This window comes from Lujinxingia vulgaris, from assembly GCF_007997015.1.
Classification (GTDB): domain Bacteria; phylum Myxococcota_A; class Bradymonadia; order Bradymonadales; family Bradymonadaceae; genus Lujinxingia; species Lujinxingia vulgaris.
Genome location: NZ_VOSM01000002.1, coordinates 53,070 through 74,040, shown reverse-complemented (window position 1 = coordinate 74,040; position 20,971 = coordinate 53,070). Strand labels below are relative to the sequence as shown.

Sequence of the window (20,971 nt, the reverse complement as noted above, 5' to 3'; positions counted from 1 at the left end):
CAACCCCGCAAACCCCGGCGCCCCACAACCACCCAACCACCCAACCACCCAACCTCAAAGCACACCCGCCACATCATCTCTCCCCAGAGTACGGAGCCCCCATGTCCGATCGCGCCCACGTTCCCCCCTCAGGTTGGAAAACCCAGGCTCAGCAGCTCGGACATGCCCTGCTGGCGTGCGCAGCTCTCCTGGCCTTTCTCATCGTGACGTCACTCGCGGAGGAGGTGGATCCGTTGCTGATGGCGTTCATGCTCCTGACGGCGCTGCTCTTTCTCGTTCGCCGCGCCCGACGCCGTGACCCCGATGCCCGGCCCACCACCGCCTGGGGGCGCATGTTCGCCGCGTTGTTTCGGGTCTGGATGGCCAGCCATCTGGTGCTGGGGTCGATCGCCCTGGCCGCCGGCGGAGTGTGGATGCTCGCAAAAGAGTTTTTAGGGGGTTACTTCACGCCCAATCAGCTCCTGATGCTCGCCAGCCTGCCGGCAGCCTGGCTCTACGTCGTCAGTCTCTTCCTGGCCAACGCGAACACGATCCAGGGCGAACCCACCTCGATCGCAGTCGCCATCAAGCGCACCTTTCCCCGGACCCTGCCGATGGTGCTTGCGGCGCTCCTGTTCTGCTTTGTGAGCTCCGGACTTGAGGTCGTGTTGCAGACAACCACGTCCTCGGCGGCGCTGATCTGGGAGGGACGCGCCGTCACGGCGCTCATCACCATCCTGCTCTTCCCCTTCGTGCCACTTATGCTCTTTGAGGGACGCTCCCTGCTCAGCGCACCGGTGACGGCACTGCGCATGACCCGGACACAGTGGGGCCGGCTTGTCTGGATCTACCTCATCATGCAACTCAGCGGGCTGCTCGCGATGCAGATCCAGATTGCGATCACCTACGGGTTGGCCGACCTCTCCAACCTCTTCGTGGAGGTGATCGCCAATGACGTCATCCACCGACTGGCCCAGGTGATTCTGACGGGCCCCATCTTGGGCGCGTACCTTCTGATGCTCTTCTACTCGACCCCTATGATGGTGATCGTGCCCCTGGCGGCCTACCGCTTCCTCGCCGGGGAGCGCACCGCCTCAAACTCGCCACCGGCTTGACAGTCCTCGCCATCGCACCGAGTTCTGGGGGCCCGCTCGCCAGGCCTGGCGCGCCCCCCCCTACTGGAAAATCCAAATCTTGCGCCGGGTCTCAGATGTAAATGTTGTGCTGGAGTAACGTAATGAGTCCCCGCTGGTTTTGTGTTGCAACGCTTCTCCTTCTCACCCTTCTCCCGGCCACCGGCAGCGCCTACACGCTGCTCGACGACGACCACCGAAAACTCAGCCTGGGCGGGCTCACCCGCGTGGGCTGGGTCTTTGAAGGCGGCAGCCACACGCCCAACCAGGAGGCGTTCATTCAGCTCGCGCGCCTCTCGGGCTCCATGCAGACCCAATGGGGTAAGGCGTACATCGGCGGTGAAGCGGCCTCGGGGAGCTTTGACCTTCTGGACGCCTTTGTAGAGGTCTACCCCACCGAGGGCCTCGTCCTGCGCGCGGGCATCTTTGTGCGCCCCACTCCGGCCGACGACCTGATGTTCGCCAGCCGCATGCCCTTTGTGCGCCGCTCCATGCTGCGCACGTTTACTGACGTGCGCCTGCCCGGCGCCGAGGTGGTCGGCACGCTGCCGGTGGGCACAGCCGAGCTCGACTTAAGCCTGGGCTGGTTTATGCCCGACCCGGCCGAGCGCGCGCTTTTGCCCGGGGGCGACGGCAACTACCTGAGCGCCCGCGCTCTGCTCGACTTTGAGAACGGCCTCGGCCTGCACCTGGCCTACTTTGGCCTGATGCTCGCCGACAACGCGCCCCTCCCCTCGCCAGACGACCCCACCGGCGCCACGCTCGTGCAGCCCGTGCCCGATCCCCACGTCATCGACGTGGCGCTGATGTACTGGACCGACGCCTGGAACCTCCAGGCCGAGCTGATGCTCGCCCCCAACACGCAGGACGCCTCCGAGGAGCTCAACTGGGGCGCGTACGTGCATGGGCAGTACCGCCTGCCCCTGGTCAACACCCTGGAGCTCGGGCCGGGCGCGCGCTACGGGGTGCTTCGCGAGCGCGGCGTCTTGACCCAACGCGTGACCCTGGGCGCGACCCTATTCATCGACGGGCATTTTCTCAAATTCATCCCCAACTACGATCTGGCGATCCGCAATGGGGAGATGGCGCATACCGGCTGGCTAACGCTGCACGCGGGGTTTTAAACGGGGCGGAGTGAGCGCGGTGACCAGCGTCGAGCGCCTTCCCCCCGACCCCGCCCGGCGTTAAGATGCCCCCAGACCTTCAGCGCTTCACTCCTCCCGACGCCCACCGCCCTCCCGAGGCTCTCCGATGTCCCGACTCTATCGCATCACGCGCAGGCTGCTGCGCTCGGCGGTCGGGCTCTACTTTGCCGAGGTGCAGTCCTCCGGCCGCGAGCATATCCCGGAGCAGGGCCCGCTGATCTTTGCGGCCAACCACCCCAACTCCATCATGGACACGGTGGTGCTCGGTACCCAGACCCGCCGCCAGATCCGCTACATGGCGCGCAGCGGGCTTTTTAAAAACCTGGCCGCCCGCACCCTCTTTCATGAGTTCGGCGTGATCCCCATCTACCGGGCCGAAGACGGCAGCGGCACCGGGCAGAACGAAGACAGCTTCGAGGAAGCCTACCGCGCGCTCGAAGGAGGCGGGTGCATCGGCATCTTCCCCGAGGGGCGCAACTCGCCCGAGAAGATGGTGCGCGACTTAAAGACGGGCACCGCCCGCATCGCGCTGGCCGCCGAGGCCCGCAACGCTTTTGAGCTCGGCGGCCGCATTCAACCCGTGGGCCTGAACTTCGAGGACCGCGATCGTTTCCACTCCCGCGTCTTGATTCGTTTCGGCGAGCCCATGGAGGTGGCTGATTACGCCGAGCGTTATGCCGAAGATCCGCGCGAGGCGGTGCGCGAGCTCACCGAGCGCCTGCAGGACGAGATGCGCCGACTCTCCACCCACATCCAGGACGAGCGCAACTATGAGCTCGTCAGCGACATCCGCGCGATCTACGGCGCGAAGCTCAAGGCACAGCTTGTGGATGGCGACCAGCTGGCGCTGGATCTCTACGACCGCTCCGGCCGCCAGGAGCGCCTCGACGACGCCCCCGCCCCGCGCAGCACAAGCCTGCTGGAAGACCGTTTTGAGCAGGAGCAGCGCATCGCCGACGCAGTCGATTTTTTCCAGAAGCACGACCCGGCGGTGGTCGGCCGGGTGCGCATGGATGTGCGCCGCTACCGCGACCACTTAAGCCAGCTGAGAATCCGCGACGGCCTGCTGGTCGACGGCGCCGCCGAGCGCCGGCGCCACCGCGAAGCGCTCAAGCTCACGCTCTTTTTGATCCTGCCCGGCCCGCTGGCCATCTTCGGCCTGCTCAACAACATCCTCCCGGCGCTGATCGTGCGGCGTTTCATCCGCCGCGCCCCCGATGAAGCCATGGTCGCCATCTCGGCCTTTGTCTCCGGGCTCGTGGCCTTCCCCTTCTTCTACGCCCTCCAGGCCTGGACCCTGGCCCGCTTCACCGAGCTCCACCCGCTGCTCATCGCGCTCTACGTGCTGAGCCTTCCCACCGCCGGCATCTTCTTTCTGCGCTGGTGGCGCCAGATCCTCGTCTACCGCGATCGCATCCTGCTGCGGACCTTCTTTCGTACGCGCAAAAACCTGCTGGCGGCGGTGGAGCGCGAGCGCCAGCGCCTCATCACCACCTTCGACGCCCTGCAGACCCGCTACGTTGAGGAGCTGCGCCGCACCTCCGCCATCGAGAACGAGCCCGAGCCTCTGCTCGAAGACGCCACCTGACACACGTTGCTGAAATTCCAGCATCCCCCCCCCTCCCCTCCCGAGCACGCTATGCGACTGAACCTCCGAGACCTGATGCGGCGCGGCAGCGCGTACACCCAGAACGTCCTCGACGCCCTCCTGAACGAAGTCGAAGATCTGCAGGCGCGCGTTAAACGTGCCGAGCAGACAGAGCGGGAACTCAAGGATCGCCTTCGCGCCGAGCTGCTCGAAAACCGCACGCTGCAACAAGAGCTCCGCCAGCAAAACCACGAGCTGGAGCGTCTTCGCGCCGAGCTCGAGCACCCACGTCCGGCCCCCGCCGAGCCGGCGCCGGCGCCCCCCTCCTTCGAGCACGAGCGCGCCGCCCTCGAGAAACAGATCACCCACCTCATCGCCGAGTCCAGAGCCCTCCAGACCCGGGTTGGCGAGGCCTCCGAGCAGGCCTGCCAGGAGGAGCGGGTGCGCCTGCTCCGCGGCCTCGGCGAGCTGCTTGACTCGCTGGGGCGCGCCATCCAGCACAGCGAGGGCGCCTGGCGCGAGGGCCTGCTGGGCATCGAGGCGCAGTTTGTCCGATTTTTGCGCGATGAGGGCGTCGAGCTCCTGGGCAAAGCTGGCGAGCCGCTGGATCCCTGGCTGCACCAGGCGGTGGATGTGCGCGAGAGCGAAGACTTCTCCCGCGGCCAGATCGTGGAGGTGCTCCGCCCCGGCTTTCGCCTCGACGACGGCACCGTGCTGCGCCACGCCGAGGTGGTGGTCGCGTCCTGATGCGCAGCGGCCCACCGGGCCCTCCCTCCGCGTGTTTAACTTCTCTCCCACAACGTCCGCACACCCAGACGACGAGGGAGACGATGAGCGACTGGAAACAAAACGCATTCAAACTGGGCACAGCCCTGGTGGCGGGTTCGGTGGCGTCGATCGCCATGAACAAAATGACCGCGCTGCTGGAGGCCGCACAGCCCAAAACGCCACGCGTAGGCGATGCCTTTCGCGATAGAAAAGATCCACAACGCCTGCTTATCGACCGCGCCAACAAACGCTTTGGCTGGAAGATGCGCCGCAAGGCGCGCCGCCTGGCCGCCCGACGTCTGCGCTTCGGGCTCGGCGTTGGAAGCACCGTGGGCGGCATCCTGCTACGCCGAAAACTGGGCGCCACAAAAAGCCCGCTCAAAGGCGCGGCCTTCGACACCGCTCTCTTTGTCCTGGTCGAAGAGCTGATCAAACCCCGGCTCGGCGCTCACCCCGGCGCCCGAAAGATCCCCTGGCAAACCCACGCTGCCGCGCTCGGCGGCCGCGCCACCTACGGCGTGGTCAACGCCGGGGTGCGCCAGGGACTGCAGCGCATGGCACCGGCCCGGCTCCGCCCTCACTGACCCGGGGAGGTTCCACACCACAGGTCGACCCGCGCCGCGAAAGTGCCGAAGGCAGCTCAAAGCGCGGGTCGACCCACACGCTCCAGCCAGGGCTCCACGAAGCTCAAACGCTGCCGAGTTCGGCGCCCGCCGACACACCGAAAAGCCAGGCCCACGCCCTCCCCTCACCCGCCTGCCCTCGAAGCGCGCCTACGCGCCACCAACCTGCTCGATCATCACCGCCGCACTCCCCCCGGGAGCGCGCCTCGCCAGCGCGTCGGCGAGCACCTGGTCGTGGACCGGCTGACACCGGGAGGCACGAGCCAGATCCTTACGCGCAGCGCTGCGCACCTGACGCAACTTCTGCTCGCGTTGCGCCTCCGAGAGCTCCCGCAGCGTATACACGGTCGTTTCCCGGACGGGCCCAAACCCCACGTAACGCAGCGTCCCCTGAATCAGGCTGGCGTGCACCGATCGCCTGTGCGCCAGCGTGTACCACCAGCTCGGCGCATCCATCGTGGTTACGATCCTCGCGCCTCGCCCCGCCAACAACCCGGTCGGCAACGCCTTACCCTCGTGGCGATAGGCGACATGGGGCAACATCACCCGATCGATGAACCCCTTGAGTAACGCGGGCGGACCCGCCCACCAGGTGGGAAACACCAGGGTCACCCACCGCGCCCCGGCGATAGCCTCCATGGCGGCGTGCAGATCCGGCTCCCAGGGCTGGGGGGTGTCGATGCCATCGCGCAGCACCGGATCAAAGGTCAGATCGCTCAAGCGAAGGACACGCACCGGGGCACCACCGTCACGGATCTCTTCGGCGTAAGCCTGGGCCAGCGCATGTCCGAAGCGCTCCGGCGAGGGGTCGGGGTGGGCATCGAGAACGAGGATGTCACGCATGGATACTCTCCTTGTAAGCACCGGTCATGCACCCCATTATGCGCATGCGATGCGCCCTGAGAATCGCAGATTTTCGATGATCGCCATGCGAACATGCATACCTGAAGGTGCTTCACGCTGCTCCTTTCGCGGCATCATCAACAGTCACGCAGGCAAACCCCACCACACGCGCGCCGCCGTGCGGCAGACGGTGCACCAGCGCCCGGTCGCAACCGATACCCTCGCGCGCCAAACGCACGGAACTTGAGATGTTGGACTGGCAGAGCGTGCGCTACTTTCTGGCCGCCTACGAAACGAGAAGTTTCACCAAAGCCGCGCGGCTTTTATCTGTAGAGCAATCCACAGTCAGTCGTCGCATCGCGGAGATGGAACGGGTCCTCGACGTCGCACTCTTCGAGCGAACATCGCAGGGGCTCGTGCCCACCGAGGCGGCCACGCGGATCTCCGGAGACGCCGAAGAGATGGCGCGGCGCTCCCAACACATTCAGGATCAGGCGCAGAGCCTCCGTGCCCGGGTCGGGGGGCTGGTTCGTATCGCCACAACCGAGGCACTCGCCGTCTTCGTGCTCTCGCGCCTGCTGCCCGGGCTCTCCAAACGTCACCCGCACCTGCGCTTTGAAATCCTGACCGGATACCCCTCCGTCGACCTGATGCGTCGTGAGGCTGACCTGGCCCTGCGATTCGAGCGCCCGCACACCGGTGAGTATGCCGTGCAACGCGTCGCCCGGCTGCCGACAGCGGTGCTGGGTCTGGAGCGTTGGCGCCACGCGGCCCCGGAAGCCCTCCCCTGGATCGGCGTCACCATGCCGGGCTTTACCCCCCCGGAAGAGACCTGGCGAAAGGCTAACGTCTCGACCCCGGCCAGATGGACCACCAACAGCTACCTGATGCAGGCGGAGCTTGTTCGCGAAGGGCAAGGCGTCGCGCTGATGACCCGGGCGCTGAGCACGATCTACCCCGAGCTCACCCCCCTGGACCTGGACCTTCCCGACGGACCGGTCATCGACCTCTATCTGGTGGCCCCGCTCAGCGTCCGCAACCTGCCTCGAATCGACGCCGTATGGCGGGCGATCGCAGATATCGATGTGATGTTTCCCTCCTGCGCTTAGGTGGATCGCCGGGCCGCTGCTTTCCCGGGAAAACACAAAGGCCCGACACTCTCTCAAGTGTCGGGCCTTTGTCGGATGGAGGCGGCGGGAATCGAACCCGCGTCCGCGAACCATTGAATGTACGCTTCTACGTGTGTAGTCCGCGATTGACTTTTAACCTCTCCGAGCACTGTCCACGGACAGGCCATGCTCTTTGAGGACCCTTCGGAATGTCGTGAGGCGTCGAAGGATGAAGCCCGACTCACCAAGCCTACTGTATGTCGTTAAGCAAAGCCCATAGGCAAAGCTCTGATTAACGGGCTCCGGTTAAGGAGCATCTGTCGCGAAAAGCTGCTTACGCGGCCATCGCGAACTGCGCGTCATCGTTGGCAGTTATAACGTTCTCAGCAGTTAATAACGGAGTTACTGAGACCTCCGACACGCCACGTACCTCGCCGTATCCACGTCGAAGCCAGTGCGCCCCCGTACAAGGGGTGTTGCAAACCCGCGAGATGACCCGCGCGTCAGTCTCAACGCGCGCCGCAGGGGGTTACTACTACAAGAATGTACACCGTTGTCAACGAAGCAAGCTTAACGACGGTAGTTTCGTGCGTGGCTGCGCGCCATCTCGCGCGCGGCGTCGCGTTTGCGCAGATCCTCGCGCTTATCAAAGAGCTTCTTGCCGCGGCAGACGCCGATCTTGCATTTGACGGTGCTGCCTTTGAAATAAAGCGCCAGCGGGATCAGCGTAAAGCCGGCGATATTCGCCTTATTGGAGAGTTTGCGCAGCTCCCGCTTGTGCATCAAGAGTTTGCGCACCCGCTCCGGCTCATGGTTGGTGTGGGTGGCGTTCTCGTAGGGGCTGATATGCGCGTTGACCAGGTAGAGCTCGCCATTATCAAAACGCGCGTAGGCGTCGCTCAGGTTGACCTTCCCCTGGCGCAGGCTCTTGACCTCCGAGCCCAGCAGCACCATGCCGGCCTCGAGCTCATCGTCGACAAAGTAGTCGTGATAGGCTTTGCGGTTTCGGGTGATGTTTTTAACGGCGTCGCTCATAGCCTTCCTGCCCCTTTGGGGTGGGGTGCGCGTCACTGCGCCAGAATCCAATCATCAAGCTCGGGTTGTCGTGAGGGGCTCAACGGGAGAGCCCGCCGGACTATTCCCCACAGCCCCCCGACGCTGCGCTTTAAGGGGGGTAAAACGACACGAGGCGCGCAGGCCTCATTTGCCTGCCGCCTCGCATCCAACCTGCCGGGAGAGCCGGGCCTTAGCAGCCCTGCCCGCCAACGTTCAGCGCTTGAGGTTGTGCGCCAGCTTCTTGAGCCCGTCCTCAAAGATCACCTCGACCTTGGTCGGGGTGAGCAGCTGCACGACAAATCCCACACCGAAGCGCGGGTGGTCGATCACGTCGTTCTCCGTGAGCTCGGCGCTGATATCAAAGGGGCGCGCATCGGCCACACCGAACTTATCGGAGAGCTTTTTCCAGGCGCGGGCCTGACCCTCCGGATCGCTGAGCTCGGCGTCGCTGATGATGCCCTCGATCACCGAGGCTGCCTTCTTACGCTGGGCGGCGTTAAGGCGCTTGGGGTTAGCCTTGACCACATCGGCGTAGTTGGCATCCACCAGGTCACTGTCGCTGCTCGACGAGGATTTTGAGGGCACAAAGTCCTCTTCCTCTTCATCGGCATCGAAGTCGTCATCAAGCTCGATGTCTTCCTCAATCTCCGGATCGAAGCCGTCATCAAAATCCAACGACTCTTCAACTTCTTCTTCGCTCTCGTGGCTCATCGCAGTCTCTCCGCGTCCTTGAGGGTGAAATGGTGGGGCGGTAGCGCGCCTGATATGGACTAGCCCGCCCTGGCAAGTCAAGGGAAAAGGCCCACCTCGTCAAAGGGCGTATCACGCATGCGTCAAGGGGCAGTTTCACCACCATCGTCCGGCATCGTTTCAGGAGACTCCACAGGCGACTCACCGATCGGCTCCCCGTGTTCCCGGCGCTGCTCTTCGGCGTACTCAAATGCCATCTCCATCAAGCTCTCCAGCGTAAACGCGGCCACCATATCGTAGCGCCCCACCCGAAACTTCTCCTGCTCGACCTCCCCCTGAGGTACATTCATCGCGCCGATATCTACCGTCTCCGCGTCGAGCCCACCGATGGAGACGGCCAGCTGGGCCAGCGTCGGGAAGAGCGTCTGACGCGCCATCGCCCGGGCCTGGATCGTGGACTCCTCACTGGAGGGGCTCAACCGCCGGTCCACCGGCTGCTCAATCGCCAGCAATATCCGCTCGTTCTCCGCATCGTACGCACCGCTCTCTTCAAGCTCCGGCTGAATCTCGGCGGCGAAGCGCGCGCGCGCCTCTTCAAAAAACGCCTCGCGTCGCAGACGCTGAGCCTGATCCAGGTACTCCTGACGCGTATCAGGGAAGGTGCGCAGCCCCTGAATCTTTTCCAGCTCTCGGGCCGCAGAAATTTTGTCGCCCTGGTCGATAAAGTGGTCGGCGCGCTCCCGATAAAACCCCCTCAACATCTCGTTGATGCCCGTATCGCGGCTCTTTGACGAGAGAGCCTTGAGCGCCACCTCCTCAAACACCTCCGGGTGGCTGGCGCGATCAATATCGCTGGCCCAGGCCCGGTAGAGCTTGTTGTACTGATCGGCCATCAGCCGACGCGCACCCCGCTCGGCGGTGCTCAGGCCCTCCTCACGATCAAATCCGCGGGCCTGCCAGAGCGCGTTGAGCTCGGCCTCGGCCCGGGCATAGTCGCCGCGCATGATCTCCACATCGACCATCAGCCGGCGCGCCTCAAAGAGGTTGGGCTCTGCGGCCAGCGCGGCCTCAAAGTGCTGCTCGGCCAGCTCCGCATCCCGGGAGGCCAGCGCCCGCTGCCCCTCAATCAGGTGGTCGCGGGGCTCTTCTTTGCAGCCTCCCCCGAGCCCGATCACGATCAGGCCCACGGCCACTCTCTGACGCCAGCGTCCAGCTCGCATGGAGCCTCCAGGTTACTCGTTTCTTTTGATTCAATCTCGGCACATAGCGCAGCTCGCCAGCAACTCCCCGACGATCAACGCCCGGAGCGCCATCGGCGGGCACCTCGCGCCCGCTTATAGACTCGCCAGGGAGGTGGGGCAAGTTTTGCCCCGGCCAGGCCCGGCGATTGACACACCCCCGGTCGGTGTCTAGGTTGGCCGCCGACCTGACAGTGGCCCGACTGCGCTCGCCGGCGCGACTTCCCGCGCGACCGGCAACCTTTTAAAGCGCGGGCCGCATATGCTTCCTCCATCGACTGGCCCACTGGTGCCTGTGCGCCCTCCCCTGCCCTCTTTGCCGAGACGCCTGAGGAGTGGGTGCACACGCTGAGGCCTCCGCTTTTATTCGCGTTCCGCCGCGAGCCGATCGTGATGACGCATCGACGACATCGACGAACGATCGCGGCGAAGTAAAACGGTTTCCGATACGAGGACACACCCATGGCTATGTTTGACGTTGTCGCGAAAGGCTTTCGCGACGTCCGTATGCGCTTTGAAGGCAAGCGCGAGCTCACCGAAGAGAACATCGACGAGGCGCTCAAAGACATCCGCCGCTCCATGCTGGAGGCCGATGTTAACTTCCGCATCGCCAAAGACTTCATCGGCCGCGTCAAAGAAAAGGCGCTCGGCGAGGTCGTGAAAGTTAAGGCGAAGGGCAGCCAGGGCAAGATGGAGGTCTCCCCCGGCGACCACTTCGTCAAGATCTGCCACGACGAGCTCGAAGCGTTGATGGGGCCGGTCGACAGCTCCATCGTCTTTGCCAACCCGCGCGTCGGACCGACCAAGATCATGATGGTCGGCCTGCAGGGCTCCGGTAAGACCACGACCACCGGCAAGCTCGCCAAACTCCTTATGGACCAGCACGGCAAAAAGCCCCTCCTGGTCGGCGCCGACGTCTACCGTCCGGCGGCCATCGAGCAGCTGCGCGTGCTCGGTCAACAACTCGGCGTACCGGTGCACGCCGTCGAGGGTGGCGACCCCGTCCAGGTGTGTAATGACGCGGTGGCCATGGCCAAAGACCAGGATCGCGACGTGATCCTCTTCGACACCGCCGGTCGCCTGGCCGTCGACGATGTGCTCATGAACGAGCTCGAGCAGATCGTCTCGACGACCACCCCTGAGAACATCTTCCTGGTCGCCGACGCGATGATCGGCCAGGACGCGGTCAACACCGCCAAAGAGTTCAACAGCCGCCTGGAGATCGACGGCTTCATCATGACCAAACTCGATGGCGACGCCCGCGGCGGCGCGGCGCTCTCCATCAAAGAGGTCACCGGCAAGCCCATCAAATTCATCGGTGTGGGCGAAAAACTCGACGACCTTGAGGAGTTCCGCCCCGAAGGCCTCGCCAACCGCATCTTAGGGTTTGGCGATGTGATGGGCCTGATGAACAAGTTCGAGCGCTCGCTCAGCGAAGAAGACGCTCAGCGCGCCGAGAAGGATGCCATGCGCATGCTCTCTGGCGAGTTCGACTTCAACGATTTCTACAACCAGCTCGAGCAGATCTCGAAGTTGGGCTCGATGAACGAGCTCATGGAGATGATGCCCTTCTTCGGCGGCGGCATGCCCGCGGACGCCAACATCGACGACAGCGAGCTGACCAAGATCCGCGCGATCATCCAGTCGATGACCACCCGCGAGAAGAAAGATCCCGACGTGTTGACCCGCCAGCCCGGCCGCGTGCGACGCATCGCCAAAGGCTCCGGCAATGACAAAGAGAAGGTCGAGCAGGTCATCCAGCAGTTCAACATGATGCGCGGCATGATGCAGCAGTTCAGCTCGATGGGCGGCGGCGGACTTCTCGGAAAGATCCCCGGGCTCAAGCAGCTCAACCAGCTCCGCGGCATGAAAGACATGGACATGAGCTCGATCCTGGGCGACCTGATGGGCGGCGCCGGCGGTGGCGGTGGCCCCGGCGGCGGCTTGAGCGGCCTGCCCGGCTTCGACGGTCCCAACCTCCCGCCGGGCTATTCGCCCCCGGGCGGGCGCCTGCTTGGCAGCAGCAAGGGCACCAAGAGCAAGTCGCTCTCGGCCAACAAGCGCAAGCGTAAGCGCCGCACCGTCAAGCAAGCCCGCAAAAAGAACAAGAAGTAAGCGCCCCTTCGGGGCAGAGAGCACCTTTTGACAGCATCTTCGCGCACATGCGCGCACCACCCCTCGGCACCGTCGATTGCGCGCTGCACCGCCTGCGGCGCCGAGATCTGCGGGGGCTGCCACGGCACCGACCTTCGGGGCTTTGCCGTGTGCCGCCCCTGCCGCCAGGAGCACATGCCCGCCCTCCCGGAGTGGGAAGCTGGCGAGCGACGCTTTACCCCCTCGGGCTTTGTGCTCACGGCCGTGCAGGCCATGACCTCGCCGCGGACCTTCTTCCCGGCGCTCATCGCCAACCCGCGCTGGGCCCCGGCGGCGGGCTTTGGGCTCATCGCCGTCATGGTCGGCACGCTCGCCCAGACCCTCTGGCGCAAGGCCTTCTCGCCCCATTACCCCGAGATGGTCGAGCTCTACGCCACCGAGCTCAATATCGCCCCTGGCCTGGCCGAGTGGGCGATGTACGCCTCATTGCCGATGGGCGCGCTCACGCTCTATCTGCTGCACACGGCGATGCTCTACCTCACCCTGCGCATCTTCGGCGTGGCGCAGGCGCGCTGGGGACTGGTCGCAAGGCTCACCGGCTATGCGATGGCCACCTACCTGCTCCTGCTCATTCCGCCGCTTGGCACCTTTGAGATCGGGCATTTTCTGATGGTCGTCTGGCTCTTCAATCTGGAGGTCACCGCCGCGCGCCTGCTCTTCGGTCTTGGCTTCTGGCGCTCGATGCTGGCGGTGCTAGTTCCCTTTATGCTGCTGCTCTCGATGACCGGCGGAGGCTGATCGCAACACAGCCTCATGCGCCACACCCGAGATCTTCATGGACGTCCAATAGAAAACGCCGGCCCCGAAAAGGGCCGGCGTTTTTCATTGCACAGCGGATTCAGCTTCGGGCAGATCACGCGACCTCAATGCTGAGGTCGCGTGACCTTATTTAAAAGCCCACGCCTTCGGAACACGTGCAGATGGGATCCCAGCCGCTCACGAAGCTCTGGAACTCGGTGCTCTGGTTTGCCCCGGCCCCGGAGTGCTCGCCAGTGCCGCTGGGGCAGACGCACACATCGCGCTCCATACACGCCGCGCCGGAGTTGGTTCCGCTGAGCGAAAGACTGGCGAACTCCGGCTTACTCCAGCTCGCCGACAGGTTATCGATCTGACCATCACAGTCGTTATCCAACCCGTCGCAAAGTTCGGGCATCGGCTCGTAGATCGGTTCACAGCTGGGCACGTCATCTTTGCACACCGTCACGCCGATCTTGCAGCGGTTGCGCTCGCCATCGATTGTATTGGGCCCCTCGGTAAAGGGGAACTCGTTGTCGGTGTGGCAAGACTCACCCTCGGGGAACCCGAAGCAGGGCACCGGGCAGCTATCCGCCGCGATGGGCTCACACACGTCATAGCCTTCATCGCAGATCCAGGTACCCAGCGGACACACACCGAAGGGCGCGTTCGGCACATCGCACTCCTGGCCCTGGGGCTGCTGACAATCGCAGGCCAGCTGAGTCTCCACGCTCTCAACCTGCCCGGGGGTCCGCACCTGGTCGCAATAGGTCTGTGTGAGCGTGACCTGCTCTCGGTTGTCCGAGGCGTAGAACCAACCCTGGCCACCGTTAGCGTCCTTATGCGGGATCTGGATCTGACCGGAAGCCGTGTTCATGCGCACACGCACCGCCGCCGGATTCTCCGGCGCGGAGTTACTGCTGAACTGCGAGAAATCGATCGGGAAGGTGCAGGCAATCTCCGACGCAATGCTCAGGAGGGCGTTGCGGAACTCGGTCTGGTTATTGGCCTGATAGGAACCGTAGCAGCTGTTCTTTCCAACACCGGGACTCACACAGGGATCGGTGCCAATTCCATTGGAGCACGACGCGTTTGCAGAGGATCCGCAACACCCCTTGCCAGCTGCCGCCGCAAGTTTGTTGTTGAACGCGGTATCGGTTCCACCACCGAGACCAACGACAAACATCGACTTGCCTTCATTTCGCAGCTGGCAGGCTCGCGACACTGCCGCTGACGCGTCGTTGGGAGCACCGTCGGTGATCAACACCCCGGCCGCCGGATAGTTCGTTTGATTCAACGACCAGCTGTTTCGCAGAGCATTGATGGCAGAATCCGTTGGCGTCCCCCCGTTGGGACCCGTGTTATTCATCGAGTTGACGATCTGGTAGCGACGATCCTCACCGGTCTGATACGCGATCGTCGTGTTTGGAAAGTACCCGATGCCAAACTTCACTTCGTCGGGAGCCGTCGATGACGTCAAAGACGCCAGCACCTGTCCGATGGAGCTTTTAGCAATCTCCCAGAGGGTCGGATTGCAGTAGGGCCCGTAGTAGTAGTTGCCGTAATAGTATATCCAGCAGTTGGTCCCTGTGTTCGCCATCGATCCCGAGCGGTCGAGCATAAAGAGCGCACCGGGCCGCGTGACCTCAACCTCAGTGACCTGAGTGGGGCTGCATGTGTCGTCGAAGTTCCACGCAAAGACCTGCGGCGTAAACATCACCGAGCTGATCACCGTTGCCACCGCCAGGACGAACGGTTTGCTGACTCGATTTTTCATTCGTTCCGAACCCATCGTACGCTCCTTATCGCGACGCCAAAGCGGGCGGTTAGCAATCTCTTAAATCTCGCTTACTGCGTGAACTTCCACGCTGATCTCAGGGGCAGCTGGCAGGTCGAACTCCGCGTCCACCACCACAAAATAGGTCCCGGAAGCAGGTGCCTCGTAGGTAAGCACCGAACCGAGAACCGCGCTCTCCAGGCACTCCGCAGTCTCAGAACAACTCTGCATGATCGAGACTCGGTAGAATCGAAGTGGGTCCGTGATCGTGATCTCGATGTTCTCGCCGGCCTCGACATGATCGACTTGAAAGACCACCTCTCGTCCGAGCGAGGGCGTATCCCAGCTGCAGCCAGTCGCGCCCTGATTATCGAAACTGTTGGAGAGCGCTTCCCCCGGAGCTTCGACGGTGACCGCGGAGTCCACCAGGATTGGGTTTGCACACGTGTCTCCGAGACACGCGTTGTCCTCACACCCCTGTGGACAATCCACGACAACACGGGTTGCTACCTGAGGAGAGGCGAACCCAGTCGTGCACGCTTCAATGCGTGCACCATCGACACAGGTGCGCTCACCCTCGGGCGAGCATGGGACAAGTGGCGTCACGTCGATCGTAATCGACGACGCCTCCGTCGGCCGTTCAACTGCAACGTAGAGCTCGACACCGCTGAGTGCATTGAAAGCGACGCCGGCGTCTACGCAAAATGCTCCGACTGCCGAGCACGTCGACTGCAACAAGGTAGCATCGGAAGACGGGAACGCGATCTGGCTATTTTCCGCCAACTCGAAGCGGAGAATGACCGAGTCGGTGGGCGCACTCCCCTCACAGGCATCAAACCCGGCGACAGTGCCCAGATCAGCACGAAGCTCGACCACATTCGCGCCGGCCTCGAGCACACCCAGATCAAGGGTAGCAGCGTCGCATTCGGTCGGCGGCTCCTCCGCATCCGGCTCCTCCGCATCCGACGCGTCGAGCTCCTCGGCGTCCGGCTCGTCAGCATCTGCGTCGGACGCATCCGGCTCATCGACATCCGCGTCAGCTGCGTCAGGATCTTCGGCGTCGGCATCGGGCGTCGTCGCATCCACATCGGTATCGTCGGCATCGTCCTCGACGTCGGTGGGATCCGCAGCGTCGGCGTCGGGCTGCCCGCCGTCCAGATCGCCGGAGTCGGTATCGGCTCCAACGTCCTCGGCGATATCGATGGGGCGGTCGGGGCCGTCGGGCTCCGAGGAGCAGGCCACACTGAGCGCGAGCGCGGCCAGGAGCGTCAGCGTGCGCCGAAGCAATGGCGTTTTATGAAAGGAAGGTCGCATCACTGCCCGACCTCGCTGATGTCGATCGACACGCTGTAGTCGCCCTGGCGCGGAGTGAGACTGTCGACGATGGCGAAGTAGTCGCCATCGGCGGGCACCGTAAACTCCAGGGTCTCAGCGGTGTCGGTGGCCGCCACACAGGTCGGCGTCGCCTCACAGGCGCTCATGATGCCGATCACCGCCGGCGCCTCATCGGCCGATGCATCGACGGTGACCACCTGGCCGGCACTCAGGCCGGGGAGCGAGAAGATCAGCTCCTGCCCCGAGGTGATCGGGCCGACGTCACCGCCGGTCGAGCAGCTCGGCGAGTCTTCCAGGTTGATCTCACCCGTGAACGCCAGAAACTCGCCGGTGAAGGTCGCCGAGGCGGTGACTTCCAGCGCGTTGTCGCAGGTATCACCCAGGCAGCTTCCATCTTCGCAGCCGGTGCCGCAGGCAAAGGATCGCTCTTCTTCACCATTGAAGCAGAGCACCCGGTTGTCGCCATCGCAGGAGTAGCTCCCGGGCGAATCGCAGACGAGTTCTTCTGTGGTCAGCTCCAGGGTGAAGTCTCCGACGCTGAAGTCGCGACGCGCCTCGACGATCAGGTAATACTGCGTACCCGGATAGGCGAAGAAGGTGCGCGTGTTGACGCCCTCGCTGCACCAGCCCTCGGCCTCGGCGTCGGAGCAGGCGTCTTCGCGAAGCTCCATCACGAGGCCGGTTCCCGAGCCGGTGAGGTTGGCGATCACGCGGGCGGGCTCGTCGACCTCAAAGGCGTAGACAGCCTCGGGGCTGGTGTCGTGATCGGGGAGCGAGCAGCGCGTCTTCAGCGTGTTGGGCTGGCCGTCAGGGTTGGCACTGAACTCGGCCGTCGCGCCGATCTCCAGCGCGCCCACCTCAAAAGGTGCCGCGCAGCTGAAGCCTTCCTCCGGCTCCGGCACGCACTCACCCTCCACACAGAGCTCGCCGGCCTCACAGGAAACGTCTTCGCAGAGATCGTCGACAGGATCGCCACCGTCGGCATCCGGGTCGGTGTCACCGGCGTCTTCGGCGTCGGGAGGATCGCCACCATCGGCGTCAGGACCGGCGTCCGCATCGGGATCGGTGTCCTCGCGATCAATTGTTTTAGGCGGCTCATCATCCCCGCAGGCTGCCAGCGGAAGCGCCAGTGCCAGCGAGGCGGTCAACATCCATCGATAAGAAAACGCGAGTCGCGCCATGATCATCACCCTGGTATCGGTCAGCCCGCGAGCACTTCGGGCTCAGTCTTTAAGGCGGTCAGGTTGTCGCTGAAGTAGCGTTGGCCAAGTATGCCACAAAATGTTGCGAAGATCCTCACCTGCTCGCAACTATTTTAGAGACAATCCCGTCGGGTTGCCAGCACAAGCCCTCTTATAAGGGGGCACGGGTGCGCTCCCAACATTCGATTTGACACCCTGTGGGGCCGACGCTATATCAAGCCCCCTTTCAGGAGCCCCGCCAATGCGGCGCTCCCTACCGTCGCGCCCGGCGCGATCCCGTTGCGTTACCGAATTTCCGTCGTTTTTTCGTAAAACGAGAAGAGATAAACAGGCTCCTGGCATCACGCCGGACAAGTGGATGGAAGCGAGATGAAAACCTTCAGCGCCAAAGAATCGGAAGTTAACCGTCAGTGGTTTGTCGTCGACCTGGAAGGGGAGACGGTGGGTCGGGCGGCGGCCAAGATCGCCACGATCTTGCGCGGCAAGCACAAGCCCACCTACACCCCGCATGTCGATTGCGGTGATTTCGTGATCTGCGTCAACGCCGACAAGATCGCCTTCACCGGCAAGAAGCTCACCGACAAGGTCTACAACCGTCACTCCGGTTACCCGGGTGGCCTTAAGTCGATCACTGCCGGCGATCTTCTCGACAAGAAGCCGCAAAACGTCATCACCTACGCGGTCCAGGGCATGCTGCCCAAGACGAAGCTTGGCCGCGAGATGATCAAGAAGTTGAAAGTCTACGCCGGCGCCGAGCACCCGCACCAGGCTCAGCAGCCCCAGGCGCTCGAACTTTAATTGTAAAGTGAGCGTCCCGGATGTGGACGCATAGAAAGAGAGAGATTCTCATGGCACAAGCGGAACAGTATCACGCGATCGGTCGTCGCAAAAAAGCCAGCGCGCGCGTCTTTTTGCGCCCCGGCGCCGGCAAAGTCACCGTCAACGGTCAGGACGCCGACGAGTATTTTGCTCGCGACACCCTGATGATGATCCTTCGTCAGCCCCTGGAGCTCACCGAGACCCTGGGCAAGTTCGACCTCTTCTGCACCGTCCAGGGCGGCGGCAAGAGCGGTCAGGCCGAAGCGATCAAACTCGGCGTTGCCCGCGCCCTGCTGCTGGTCGACGGCGGCATGCGCGAGCCCCTCAAGCGCGGTGGCTTCCTCACCCGCGACGCCCGCGTCAAAGAGCGTAAGAAGTACGGTCAGAAGGGCGCCCGCGCGCGCTTCCAGTTCTCCAAGCGCTAAGATTCGAGAGCTGCACCCGGCTTCAACCAACAAGCCCGCCAGAGATGGCGGGCTTGCTGCGTTTGAGCCCCATGGTCGCGCTCGCCATCTATGAGCACAGCATCTCAGCAGACCTTCCGAAAGTCAGGGAGCGGGAGCACACAAAAAAACCGACGCCCGCAGGCGTCGGTTTTTTCAATGACCGTCCTTTTAGAACGCGGCGAACTTTCGGCGCTCAGCCCCCCTGCTCTTCTCCCGCGTTTTCGGTCTCTTCGACCTGATGAAGTCCACGCTCCTCAAGCAACTTCTTTGCCTGGGTGGCGCGCGGGTGCGCCGGGTGAACCTCGATAAGATCGGTCCAGGCGGTGAGCGCACGGCCCGGCTCATCGAGCTGCAGGTAGGCTTTGCCCAGCAAAAAGAGCGCCTCCGGGTCGAGCCCCAGTCCGGCGAAGTTGCGCAAGAGGTGGGTCAGGCGCTGCGCTGCGGCGCGGGGGTTGTCGCGCTCCAGGTAATAGGTCGCCACATAGAACTCGTAGTCGGCCAGACGACGCTGGGCGTCGCGCATCAGGCCGCGCGCCTCGGCGGCGTATTCGGAGTCTTCGTAGCGCTGCAAGAAGATGCGCATCTCGCGCACCGCATCGCGCGTGGAGCTTAAGTCGCGCTCGTAGGCCGGCGGCAGCACGAAGAAGTCCGAGGGCATCTGCTCGTAGAAGGAGAGCGCGATGCGCCAGTGGGCGTACTCCACCTTTTCATGGCGCGGGTAGAGCTGAATGAACGCCCGGTACTGCTCGACCGCCGAGGCGTTCTGATCCTGCTCAAAATACGCGTCGGCGATGCGCAGGTGCGCCAGAGCTGCCCAGCGGCTGTAGGGGAACTGGTTTCGCACAGTGTTGTAGAGGCGCATCGCTTCGAGGTAGTCGCGGCGCTCAAAGCGCTGCTCACCGGCCTGAAAGTAGGCCTCGGCCTGATCGCTGTACGAGAGGTCCTGCTGCTGAGGTCCACTCGCGCAGCCGGCAGGTGCCGTGGCGAGAAGTCCCAGCGCCAGGAGGCGAGCGATCAGCGGGGGTCGAGACAAGATCCGGCGCAACATGGGCGGTGCTCCAATCATTTTTGGTGATCACACAAGGCCTGCGCCGCACCACTGCAGCACGAGCTCGCCGGCGGACCATAGCGGCTTGCCCCTCGATCGTAAACTCAAGCGCGCCGCCGGGGGAAACCTTTGATCTTCTGGCCTGCGATCTGCATATATGGCACACACAACCGGCGCCTAGGCGCTGGATGCCAGACGCTTTACCCAACGCTGGTGCAACTCTACTCCATCTGTTCCCCGGCAGGATACGTATGAAGGTGCTGCTCAAACTTTTTCTGACCTGCGCGCTGCTGATCTCGGGGGGATGCAGCGAGCTCGTCGAGAACCTCTGCCGTTACGACGCCGACTGCCAGTCGACGCAGCACTGCATCGATCTTCAATGCGTGGATGCCTGCGCCGACGACAGTGAGTGCTCCGAGGGCCGCCGCTGCTTGAGCTACCAGCGCAGCGGGGAGGTCGAGCCGGTGGACGCCTGCCTTATCGATGATCGGGTCCCCTCCGATGTGATGTGCTCCAGCGATGAGCAATGCCGCGAGGAGCTCAACAGCGCACGGGTTTTCTGCGGGCTCGACGGCCGCTGCGCCTACCGCGTTGATGAGAGCGACGCCGGCGCCACGGATACCAGCTCCGGCGAAGATGCCTCCACGGAAGAAGATGCCTCCGAAGGGCTGGAGCCTGCCCTGGTGCTCTTGATTGAGCAGAGGTTTCCCGAGCCCGATCCGGGCTCCGGGGGAGATGTCGGAGCCGACGTCGGCACCGACGCAGACGCCGGGTTCGATACGGGGTTCGGCGACGCAGGAGCGGACCCGGTCGCCCCGGAGGTCGCGCCGGTGCGTATCGGCGCGGTGATCGCGCGCAGCCCCTCGGGAAGCGCCGAAGCTTACGGTCGCGTGCTCCGATTCGAGCCCACCGGCGAGGAGCCCTTCGCGCCCCACCTCCAGCCCGCCCCGGTGGCGCTGGACGAGGGGGAGATGTGCATCAAAGACGCCGCTCAGGCTCGCTTCAGCTCTCTGGGTGGCCCCGGCGGCTGGATGCTCGTCGAGTTTGTCGATGGTTACGGCGACCGTGTCTCCCCCGGGGCTGACTGGAGCGTGGAGATCTTCGCGGAGAGCCCCATCTGCCCGCTGGGCCATGAGGTGCAGCCCCCCTCGGATTTGCCCGCCGGGAACTACCGCGCCACCCTCTGTGCCGGAGAGCCGGAGGCCATCGAGGTGGAAAGCGACTGTGGAGAAGCGGAAGTCGAGGCGCAACAGGGCTTCACTGAATTTGTGGTGACTCTGTGA

At 63.8% G+C, this 20,971-nt stretch carries 19 protein-coding genes and 1 other RNA gene; 11 read left to right on the top strand and 9 right to left on the bottom strand.

The window, feature by feature from the left end; genetic code table 11:
• Nucleotides 1–101 precede the first annotated feature (101 nt).
• The 5 genes from FRC98_RS04010 (at nucleotide 102) to FRC98_RS03990 (ending at nucleotide 5,197) form a co-directional block, all read left to right on the top strand.
• Nucleotides 102–1,094: a hypothetical protein gene (locus tag FRC98_RS04010; protein ID WP_146980017.1), complete on the top strand. Its 993-nt coding sequence runs from the start codon at nucleotides 102–104 to the stop codon at nucleotides 1,092–1,094.
• Nucleotides 1,095–1,216: 122 nt separating this feature from the next.
• Entirely contained in the window at nucleotides 1,217–2,236 is a 1,020-nt protein-coding gene (locus tag FRC98_RS04005; RefSeq protein ID WP_146980016.1) for a putative porin, read from the top strand.
• Nucleotides 2,237–2,363: 127 nt separating this feature from the next.
• A complete protein-coding gene (locus tag FRC98_RS04000; protein WP_146980015.1) occupies nucleotides 2,364–3,845 on the top strand; it encodes a lysophospholipid acyltransferase family protein in 1,482 nt (493 codons plus the stop codon).
• A gap of 51 nt (nucleotides 3,846–3,896) precedes the next feature.
• Nucleotides 3,897–4,592, top strand: coding sequence for a nucleotide exchange factor GrpE (locus FRC98_RS03995; RefSeq protein WP_146980014.1), 696 nt, complete (start codon nucleotides 3,897–3,899; stop codon nucleotides 4,590–4,592).
• Between the two features lie 83 nt (nucleotides 4,593–4,675).
• Nucleotides 4,676–5,197: a hypothetical protein gene (locus FRC98_RS03990; RefSeq protein WP_146980013.1), complete on the top strand. Its 522-nt coding sequence runs from the start codon at nucleotides 4,676–4,678 to the stop codon at nucleotides 5,195–5,197.
• Between the two features lie 189 nt (nucleotides 5,198–5,386).
• On the opposite strand, the gene FRC98_RS03985 is transcribed toward FRC98_RS03990, so the two are convergent.
• Entirely contained in the window at nucleotides 5,387–6,079 is a 693-nt protein-coding gene (locus tag FRC98_RS03985) for an NAD(P)H-dependent oxidoreductase (protein WP_146980012.1), read from the bottom strand.
• Nucleotides 6,080–6,327: 248 nt separating this feature from the next.
• Between FRC98_RS03985 and FRC98_RS03980 the strand changes: the two genes are divergently transcribed.
• A complete protein-coding gene (locus FRC98_RS03980; protein ID WP_146980011.1) occupies nucleotides 6,328–7,188 on the top strand; it encodes a LysR family transcriptional regulator in 861 nt (286 codons plus the stop codon).
• A 73-nt stretch (nucleotides 7,189–7,261) separates the two neighbouring features.
• On the opposite strand, the gene ssrA is transcribed toward FRC98_RS03980, so the two are convergent.
• From ssrA to FRC98_RS03960, 4 genes are all read right to left on the bottom strand, one after another.
• Nucleotides 7,262–7,652: a transfer-messenger RNA gene (gene ssrA, locus FRC98_RS03975) on the bottom strand.
• A 106-nt stretch (nucleotides 7,653–7,758) separates the two neighbouring features.
• On the bottom strand, nucleotides 7,759–8,223 hold the full coding sequence (gene smpB, locus FRC98_RS03970) for an SsrA-binding protein SmpB (protein ID WP_146980010.1): 465 nt from the start codon (nucleotides 8,221–8,223) through the stop codon (nucleotides 7,759–7,761).
• Nucleotides 8,224–8,457: 234 nt separating this feature from the next.
• Entirely contained in the window at nucleotides 8,458–8,955 is a 498-nt protein-coding gene (locus FRC98_RS03965) for a hypothetical protein (RefSeq protein WP_146980009.1), read from the bottom strand.
• 122 nt (nucleotides 8,956–9,077) lie between these two features.
• Nucleotides 9,078–10,154: a tetratricopeptide repeat protein gene (locus tag FRC98_RS03960; protein ID WP_146980008.1), complete on the bottom strand. Its 1,077-nt coding sequence runs from the start codon at nucleotides 10,152–10,154 to the stop codon at nucleotides 9,078–9,080.
• 486 nt (nucleotides 10,155–10,640) lie between these two features.
• Here FRC98_RS03960 and ffh point away from each other — a divergent pair, with 486 nt between their 5' ends.
• Both ffh and FRC98_RS03950 read left to right on the top strand, forming a co-directional pair.
• Complete coding sequence (ffh, locus tag FRC98_RS03955) at nucleotides 10,641–12,287, top strand: signal recognition particle protein (protein WP_146980559.1); 1,647 nt, start codon at nucleotides 10,641–10,643, stop codon at nucleotides 12,285–12,287.
• A gap of 27 nt (nucleotides 12,288–12,314) precedes the next feature.
• Nucleotides 12,315–13,064 (top strand): hypothetical protein, encoded by a 750-nt coding sequence (locus tag FRC98_RS03950; RefSeq protein ID WP_146980007.1) that lies wholly within the window; start codon nucleotides 12,315–12,317, stop codon nucleotides 13,062–13,064.
• Between the two features lie 151 nt (nucleotides 13,065–13,215).
• On the opposite strand, the gene FRC98_RS03945 is transcribed toward FRC98_RS03950, so the two are convergent.
• Genes FRC98_RS03945 through FRC98_RS03935 form a run of 3 tightly spaced genes read right to left on the bottom strand, consistent with a single transcriptional unit; the run spans nucleotide 13,216 to nucleotide 17,354 of the window.
• Nucleotides 13,216–14,853 (bottom strand): vWA domain-containing protein, encoded by a 1,638-nt coding sequence (locus FRC98_RS03945; protein WP_146980006.1) that lies wholly within the window; start codon nucleotides 14,851–14,853, stop codon nucleotides 13,216–13,218.
• Nucleotides 14,854–14,898: 45 nt separating this feature from the next.
• Nucleotides 14,899–16,155: a hypothetical protein gene (locus FRC98_RS03940; RefSeq protein WP_146980005.1), complete on the bottom strand. Its 1,257-nt coding sequence runs from the start codon at nucleotides 16,153–16,155 to the stop codon at nucleotides 14,899–14,901.
• Nucleotides 16,152–17,354, bottom strand: coding sequence for a hypothetical protein (locus FRC98_RS03935; protein WP_146980004.1), 1,203 nt, complete (start codon nucleotides 17,352–17,354; stop codon nucleotides 16,152–16,154). The genes FRC98_RS03940 and FRC98_RS03935 overlap by 4 nt, the downstream gene beginning before the upstream one ends.
• Nucleotides 17,355–17,744: 390 nt before the next feature.
• Between FRC98_RS03935 and rplM the strand changes: the two genes are divergently transcribed.
• Nucleotides 17,745–18,173 carry a 50S ribosomal protein L13 gene (rplM, locus tag FRC98_RS03930; protein ID WP_146980003.1) on the top strand — a complete coding sequence of 143 codons (429 nt, stop codon included), beginning with the start codon at nucleotides 17,745–17,747 and terminating at the stop codon, nucleotides 18,171–18,173.
• A gap of 50 nt (nucleotides 18,174–18,223) precedes the next feature.
• Nucleotides 18,224–18,619: a 30S ribosomal protein S9 gene (gene rpsI, locus FRC98_RS03925; RefSeq protein WP_115603640.1), complete on the top strand. Its 396-nt coding sequence runs from the start codon at nucleotides 18,224–18,226 to the stop codon at nucleotides 18,617–18,619.
• Nucleotides 18,620–18,833: 214 nt separating this feature from the next.
• Here the strand turns inward: rpsI and FRC98_RS03920 are convergent, their stop codons facing one another.
• A complete protein-coding gene (locus tag FRC98_RS03920) occupies nucleotides 18,834–19,673 on the bottom strand; it encodes an outer membrane protein assembly factor BamD (protein WP_230467251.1) in 840 nt (279 codons plus the stop codon).
• A 266-nt stretch (nucleotides 19,674–19,939) separates the two neighbouring features.
• Between FRC98_RS03920 and FRC98_RS03915 the strand changes: the two genes are divergently transcribed.
• A complete protein-coding gene (locus tag FRC98_RS03915) occupies nucleotides 19,940–20,971 on the top strand; it encodes a hypothetical protein (RefSeq protein ID WP_146980001.1) in 1,032 nt (343 codons plus the stop codon).

Bases quoted from the DNA above. Each gene is read 5' to 3' on its own strand.
- FRC98_RS04010 (WP_146980017.1), top strand. From the start codon at position 102: ATGTCCGATCGCGCCCACGTTCCCCCCTCAGGTTGGAAAACCCAGGCT.
- FRC98_RS04000 (WP_146980015.1), top strand. From the start codon at position 2,364: ATGTCCCGACTCTATCGCATCACGCGCAGGCTGCTGCGCTCGGCGGTC.
- FRC98_RS03985 (WP_146980012.1), bottom strand. From the start codon at position 6,079: ATGCGTGACATCCTCGTTCTCGATGCCCACCCCGACCCCTCGCCGGAG.
- smpB (WP_146980010.1), bottom strand. From the start codon at position 8,223: ATGAGCGACGCCGTTAAAAACATCACCCGAAACCGCAAAGCCTATCAC.
- rpsI (WP_115603640.1), top strand. From the start codon at position 18,224: ATGGCACAAGCGGAACAGTATCACGCGATCGGTCGTCGCAAAAAAGCC.
- FRC98_RS04005 (WP_146980016.1), top strand. From the start codon at position 1,217: ATGAGTCCCCGCTGGTTTTGTGTTGCAACGCTTCTCCTTCTCACCCTT.
- FRC98_RS03915 (WP_146980001.1), top strand. From the start codon at position 19,940: ATGAAGGTGCTGCTCAAACTTTTTCTGACCTGCGCGCTGCTGATCTCG.
- FRC98_RS03935 (WP_146980004.1), bottom strand. From the start codon at position 17,354: ATGGCGCGACTCGCGTTTTCTTATCGATGGATGTTGACCGCCTCGCTG.
- FRC98_RS03990 (WP_146980013.1), top strand. From the start codon at position 4,676: ATGAGCGACTGGAAACAAAACGCATTCAAACTGGGCACAGCCCTGGTG.
- FRC98_RS03995 (WP_146980014.1), top strand. From the start codon at position 3,897: ATGCGACTGAACCTCCGAGACCTGATGCGGCGCGGCAGCGCGTACACC.
- FRC98_RS03945 (WP_146980006.1), bottom strand. From the start codon at position 14,853: ATGGGTTCGGAACGAATGAAAAATCGAGTCAGCAAACCGTTCGTCCTG.
- FRC98_RS03965 (WP_146980009.1), bottom strand. From the start codon at position 8,955: ATGAGCCACGAGAGCGAAGAAGAAGTTGAAGAGTCGTTGGATTTTGAT.
- rplM (WP_146980003.1), top strand. From the start codon at position 17,745: ATGAAAACCTTCAGCGCCAAAGAATCGGAAGTTAACCGTCAGTGGTTT.
- ffh (WP_146980559.1), top strand. From the start codon at position 10,641: ATGTTTGACGTTGTCGCGAAAGGCTTTCGCGACGTCCGTATGCGCTTT.
- FRC98_RS03980 (WP_146980011.1), top strand. From the start codon at position 6,328: ATGTTGGACTGGCAGAGCGTGCGCTACTTTCTGGCCGCCTACGAAACG.
- FRC98_RS03960 (WP_146980008.1), bottom strand. From the start codon at position 10,154: ATGCGAGCTGGACGCTGGCGTCAGAGAGTGGCCGTGGGCCTGATCGTG.